Consider the following 2343-nt stretch of genomic DNA (forward strand, 5'->3'; position numbering starts at 1 on the left):
TGGCAATTAAGAAGTCTGGAGATGAGCAAAAAGCACAGATGTGTTTGGAAAAGGCAAGGGAATGTTTGCCGAAAAGTCCGGTGGAAAGGGCAGAGATTTTATGGCAAGCTTGGGAGAAATTGATTCGGTAGTTTTGGAAGGAGGAAGGAAAACCCTAATTTTCCCCGCTAAAGTCAAAACCTGCCCTTAACGAAGTTAGAAGTCAGAAGTTATTTTTGTAACGGGGATTTGAGCAACTCTCCAAAAATATTGCGCCTTAAAAGGCGGGGTTTTAGACCTATGTTATTTTGATAAAGTCTTACCGAAATTCTTGTTCCCTTTACCGAGAAATTGTGATCTAAAGTCTCCCCTTTTCAGGGGATAAAAAAAAGAGAATATTCCTGATGTCAAGCCTCCTTATTGCAGAGGTACTGATAACTGATAACTGATAACTGATAACTGATAACTGATAACTGAAAAATACCCATAGTACCAATTATAGGTAACTTTCGAGCAAAAGCCACCTTCCTCGCCGCTTTTTCATCAATCAACAACTGAGAAGCTCCAATCTCTTCAGCTAAAGCAATAGCTTCTGACTCTCCCAAATGTAAATTAAAAGACTGTTGTAACTCCTCAACCATCTGTTGATTATCTACTATTACAATCCCCAACCAAGTCAAATTTTGTACAATAAAAGCGGCTGGATGCTGACCTATTTGTAATTCATTAAATACGCCCTGCGGAATCACAACTTTACCAAAAATTTGAGGCAACAAATCAAGATGTTCAACCTTCGCTAATTCACTAATTGGAGTAGTATCAGAAACAATAATCATTTAATAATTCTGCTGATTGAAAATTAATTCTGCTTGTTCCACTTCTTGACATAATTCCTCCAAATTCTGCTCTTCATCAAAAATAGAAATCCCCCATTGATTCATAATTTCAATCATTTTAATCCGAGAAACACCTAAAATTTTTGCAGCTCTACCACTGCTAATTTCTCCAACTTCTAATAAAGCCATTACATATCCTTCTTTCGCTTTTTGTAAAGCCTTTTCTCTAGTCTCACTTGAGAGCTGAATATTTTCCAAACCTTCATCGGAAATTGTTAAAGCCATCTTCAAATTCTCCTAATTCTATTGTGAATATCTGTACTTCTTACTGCGACAGAATCTGCTGTATATAATAGTGTTTGCGCCTAAAAAATCCGTAGGTCTTAATTTTAAACCCAACTCCTAAAGGCGATATCTTAATCAAGTCGTATGTATTTTAGCTATCGGGATCTACCGCTAATGTGGTCTCGATTGCCGGAAAAAGCCGACAAAAAAAGCAACAAAGATTAACAGACCAAATTCCAAGGCTGGCTCGGAAATTGGAACAGTGTTGCTAACTTCAACAACACGAATATCATCTACAACGAAACCATGCAAGCCATTAAGCACATTGCCTTGAAATGATATAGCGCTGCGCGCAGGCAACAGGCAACAGGCAACAGGGGGAATAAAAATCTGACAACGCCAAACTTTTAGCTATTGGACAATTCCTGCAATTTGTAAATATGCCAGCGCACATTGCTATAGAGTTGTCGCATCACTATCAGCAGTGAATTGAGCAACATATTCTAAGAATTTCAAGTCAGCGCGAGTTGAAGGAACATTGTGTAGGAGTGTATTTGAGAGCAGCAAATTATTTCCTTGAATATTTACGTCTCCCATAGCATAACCTTGTTCATTATGTGGGTCGTGAGCATACCAGAAGCTTAATTCGTATTTCTGTGCGACTTGAGTAGTAAAGGTTTGGGAAAGAATTGCATTAGGTCTGAGTTCTACGCTCTGGTCAAACCCATCTGGGTTAGTTGTTCCGGATACTCCACTCCAGAAGCTATTGACCAGATATACAAAATCATTAGAAATTGACCAATCAAATTCACCAGGCACTGTTACACTATTATATGTCGTATAGGAGCCAGTGTAATCAATTTTCTCAAAATCACCATTCTTAATCAAGTTAGTAGCTAGAGCTTCTTTTCCTGGTAATAGCGTAATTAACGTAGTTGCCAATAGCGTTGCATATTATTTTTTGAGGGTAGTCATAAGTTTGATTTTTCCAAGATTAAAGAATTGCCCCAATGATAGAATTTAGGGTTTTTTTTGAAACACAAATAACTTGCTTATTCTTTACAAGTAATGGGCCAAGCTTGAGAGGCTTCTTTACTTACCTCTTTATTAGTCTCTTTAGGTGGAAACTGAAAATTTATACACTTAACATCACTAAATATTAATTAGACTGACTAAATACTCTCCTTTCTCTGCTCCCCACCGTAATAACTAGCAATAATAGCTACCATCAACCACCAAAGAG

At 37.5% G+C, this 2343-nt stretch carries 3 protein-coding genes; all 3 read right to left on the reverse strand.

Going from position 1 to position 2343, the window contains the following annotated elements:
- Positions 1-386: 386 nt before the first annotated feature.
- Positions 387-815: a PIN domain-containing protein gene (locus AC3DU7_RS31445; protein ID WP_488043158.1), complete on the reverse strand. Its 429-nt coding sequence runs from the start codon at positions 813-815 to the stop codon at positions 387-389.
- The gene (locus AC3DU7_RS31450; RefSeq protein WP_488043159.1) at positions 816-1100 is read right to left on the reverse strand and encodes a UPF0175 family protein; all 285 of its coding nucleotides are present in this window, start codon (positions 1098-1100) and stop codon (positions 816-818) included.
- 456 nt (positions 1101-1556) lie between these two features.
- Entirely contained in the window at positions 1557-2042 is a 486-nt protein-coding gene (locus tag AC3DU7_RS31455) for a DUF642 domain-containing protein (protein ID WP_488043160.1), read from the reverse strand.
- Between the last annotated feature and the right edge of the window lie 301 nt (positions 2043-2343).

The organism is Okeania sp., assembly GCF_983059655.1.

Excerpts from the sequence above, each read along its gene's own strand:
- AC3DU7_RS31445 (WP_488043158.1), bottom strand. The coding sequence starts at position 815 with ATGATTATTGTTTCTGATACTACTCCAATTAGTGAATTAGCGAAGGTT.
- AC3DU7_RS31450 (WP_488043159.1), bottom strand. The coding sequence starts at position 1,100 with ATGGCTTTAACAATTTCCGATGAAGGTTTGGAAAATATTCAGCTCTCA.